The organism is uncultured Caballeronia sp. (genome assembly GCF_964243625.1).
GTDB lineage: Bacteria > Pseudomonadota > Gammaproteobacteria > Burkholderiales > Burkholderiaceae > Caballeronia.
On sequence record NZ_CAXTGZ010000613.1, the window covers coordinates 1 to 3605 of the forward strand.

At 61.2% G+C, this 3605-nt stretch carries 4 protein-coding genes; all 4 read right to left on the reverse strand.

What is annotated here, in order from left to right:
- Nucleotides 1-769 (reverse strand): pilin glycosylation ligase domain-containing protein (locus ACFFAR_RS27985; protein ID WP_174365403.1); only part of this gene is annotated, 769 nt, incomplete at its 3' end.
- A 227-nt stretch (nt 770-996) separates the two neighbouring features.
- Nucleotides 997-1599, reverse strand: a complete 603-nt coding sequence (locus tag ACFFAR_RS27990; RefSeq protein ID WP_062169322.1) for a pilin — start codon at nt 1597-1599, stop codon at nt 997-999.
- A gap of 119 nt (nt 1600-1718) precedes the next feature.
- Entirely contained in the window at nt 1719-2429 is a 711-nt protein-coding gene (locus tag ACFFAR_RS27995; protein ID WP_174365404.1) for a YjbE family putative metal transport protein, read from the reverse strand.
- Between the two features lie 144 nt (nt 2430-2573).
- Nucleotides 2574-3455: a succinate--CoA ligase subunit alpha gene (gene sucD, locus ACFFAR_RS28000; protein WP_375508890.1), complete on the reverse strand. Its 882-nt coding sequence runs from the start codon at nt 3453-3455 to the stop codon at nt 2574-2576.
- Between the last annotated feature and the right edge of the window lie 150 nt (nt 3456-3605).

Consider the following 3605-nt stretch of genomic DNA (forward strand, 5'->3'; position numbering starts at 1 on the left):
CACCACTCGCAGGCGCGTCGGGATCATCGGCAGCGGTCGAGCGGCCCTGGATCAACGCCATCCACAAACCGGCGACCACGATCACGCCCATCTGCAACCACGGTCCACGCGATACGGTCAGCGCCAGGCCAGCGGAAAAAATCGCCGAGAGCGCGAGCCATGCGATCACCGGCAATCGCCGCGTCTGCACGAGATAAAGCGCGCCCGCCGTCGCGAACGCAATATAGGTGGCAAGGTGGTTCGCCTGCGCCATGTTGCCGAACGGCCGGCGCTCGACGGTCACGTTGTACGCCACCACGAACGGCGAAAACTTCGATTCCATGTGAAAGAGCTGCACGACCTGGCAGAACACGGCAAAGAGGCCGCCGACAATCAACGCCGCCGCGCCCCATCGAAACGCCCGCTCGGCCATTCCGGCGCGCACGAGTCCGTACCCCGTATGCACCGCGATAAACGACGCCAGCAGATACCCGCCGCCCAGCCAGTTCATCGACGGCTGCGCGACCGGCAGCACGACCGTCTGCACCACGAGCAACAGCCCGAGCACCAGCGGCATCAGCGCCATGACTGGCGTTGCGAACGCTATGCGCGGCTCGGACAAACGCACGACCAGCGCCATGGCTGCGCCGAGCGCAAGGAACAGCCCGAGCGCGCTGTACTCCGCGTAGAACGTCGGAATGGGATACGTGTGGTTGACGACCGCGTACGGAATCGTCAGCGCCAGACAGAGGACGGCAAGAGTAAGGTAGCGCGCGATGTTTGAAGGCATGAGGGGTCGGGAACGTCGGCAACCGGCGCACTATACAAAAAATTACTCATGCTGTGCGGCGACGTGCATGAAATGCGCTGAAATCGCTGTGAATCATTTGAAATTCGTGGCGCTTTCGGCGAAACAAAGAAGCTGACCGCAATCTGCGTGCTCGCTCGATGCGTCACTGCAGCGATTACGTTTGCTTGCGGTCAGCCTTTCAGCACCGTCAAACCAGCACAGTCAAATCAAGCACGGCACTCAGGCGGTGCGAGATTGGGTGGCAGAGTCGGCGCCTCAGATGGCAGCGGACCCGCGCCCGGCGCCGGCAATGACGAAGCCGTTTTCGTTGCCGCGAAGCACTCCCACGTAATCGATCCGGCCTGGACCGAGCCCTTCGTCAGCACCGTGCGCGCGGTCGGCGCGTCGGCATTGTCGGGCGAAGATGGTACGAGCACGATAGTGTTCTCGCCCGCGGGCGCCACGCGCGTGGAATACGCGATCGTGATCTGGCCGTTGTCGTCATTCACGTGAATGGACTCCACGTTGCGCGTTCCCGGCGGGGTGGAATATCCGCCACCCAGATCCGACCCGCTCGCAGCATTCTCAGCCACAGCCAGACGCGCCGACGACGCCAGCGACAAACCCTCTCCCACCCGGCTACGCGCCAGGTAATCCTGATAAGCCGGGATCGCGTAGGCGGCGACCACACCCACAATTGCCAGCACGATCATCAACTCGATCAGCGTGAAACCTCGTCCCGAGCGCTTTTTCTTCCCGCGCGCCCACGCTCGTCGAAACCACGACTTGCCTTCCTTGATGCTCTTGAACCCGCACACCGCTACTGTCATCGCTGAACTCCCAAAAGATCGAAGCGTCTGGCTGCGTGATGCAATCCAGACGCTTCGATCTTATTGAGCCCTGCGAGCCGCCGGCAGTCAGCCAAACGGCTAACGTTCGGCGAGAAAAATCAGTGCGCGGCCTTCGATTCCGTGGACTGCACGCGCCTGCGAAAGAACCAGCCGACAGACAGAACAAGCACCGCGCCGGCGACTTGCGCAGCATACTCGGCGCTCGGGACATTCAACGCAGGCCATCGATCGATGAACGGATCATTGATGATCAACCCACCCGCAATCCACCCGAGCAATCCGGCGCCCAGCGCAATCACGATCGGGAATTTATCGATCAGCTTGAGTACCAGCGTGCTGCCCCACACAATCAGCGGAATGCTCACCAGCAAGCCGAAGATCACCAACGCAAGCCGATGCTGCGGGTCGGCGGCCTCGGCGGCGCCCGCGACCGCGATCACGTTGTCGAGGCTCATGACGGCGTCGGCGACGATGATGGTCTTGATCGCGGCCCAAAGCTGATCGGAGCGTTTTACGTTCGGATCACTGTGATCCGGCATCATCAGTTTCACGCCGATCCACAACAGCAGCAGGCCGCCTACGAATTTAAGGAAGGGAATACCGAGCAGCACGACCGCAAACGCGATCAGCACAACCCGCAGGACAATCGCCCCGAGCGTGCCGAGCAGCACGCCGCGCGTGCGTTGCTGGTCGGGCAGGTTGCGCACGGCAAGCGCGATGACGACGGCGTTGTCGCCTCCGAGCAAGATATCTATGACGATGATCTGAAGAACAGCGCCCCAATGGAGGGTGGCGAAAAATTCGAGCATGAAAAAACCGGTGAGCGACAGCGACAGAAAGCACGCGAAAAAAAAGCGGGGAAGCCTTAGCTCCCCCGCTTTTATAACCGACGCGTTACGAAAGGCTTACACAAGCATAGCAAAGCCCCGCGTTTCCTGTCGATCAGCCGTTCCTTAAAGCATCGCCTTCAACAAACGCGCCATTTCCGACGGGTTCTTCGTGACGGTGATACCGCATGCTTCCATGATTTCCAGCTTGGCATCGGCAGTATCCGCACCGCCCGAAATCAGCGCGCCTGCGTGACCCATGCGCTTGCCGGCCGGCGCCGTAACGCCCGCGATAAAGCCGACCACCGGCTTCTTCATGTTGTCCTTGATCCAGTAAGCCGCGTTTGCTTCGTCCGGGCCACCGATCTCGCCGATCATGATCACGGCATCCGTGTCGGGATCGTCGTTGAACATCTTCATCACGTCGATGTGCTTCAGACCGTTGATCGGGTCGCCGCCAATACCCACCGCCGACGACTGGCCGAGGCCAATAGCCGTCAACTGGCCAACTGCTTCGTACGTGAGCGTGCCCGAACGCGACACCACGCCGATACGACCCTTGCGGTGAATATGACCCGGCATGATGCCGATCTTCAGTTCGTCCGGGGTGATGGTGCCCGGGCAGTTCGGCCCGAGCAGCAGGGTCTTGCGGTTCTGCTTGCGCATGCGGTCGCGCACTTCGACCATGTCGCGCACCGGGATGCCTTCGGTGATGCAGATGACGAGATCGAGATCGGCTTCCACCGCTTCCCAGATTGCAGCAGCGGCGCCAGCCGGCGGCACGTAGATCACCGAAACGGTTGCACCCGTTTCAGCCTTCGCTTCCGCGACGCTTGCGTAGATAGGGATGCCTTCGAAATCTTCGCCGGCGCGCTTCGGGTTGACGCCCGCAACGTACGCTTCACGGCCGTTCGCATACTCGCGGCAAGCGCGGGTGTGGAACTGACCGGTCTTGCCGGTAATACCCTGGGTGATGACCTTGGTGTCTTTGTTGATCAGAATCGACATGGTGTGACCTCTGTTCGTCGACGCCGCTATTCACCTGCGCGCCTTGTTTCAAGGCGCGGCCAAGCGAAAAAGCGCCGCCTTTCGTGTCTGGTGGAACGCTCGTAATTGCCGGATCGAACCTAGCGCTTACTTGCCCTCGGCTGCTGCAAC

Excerpts from the sequence above, each read along its gene's own strand:
- sucD (WP_375508890.1), bottom strand. The coding sequence starts at position 3,455 with ATGTCGATTCTGATCAACAAAGACACCAAGGTCATCACCCAGGGTATT.
- ACFFAR_RS27990 (WP_062169322.1), bottom strand. The coding sequence starts at position 1,599 with ATGACAGTAGCGGTGTGCGGGTTCAAGAGCATCAAGGAAGGCAAGTCG.
- ACFFAR_RS27995 (WP_174365404.1), bottom strand. The coding sequence starts at position 2,429 with ATGCTCGAATTTTTCGCCACCCTCCATTGGGGCGCTGTTCTTCAGATC.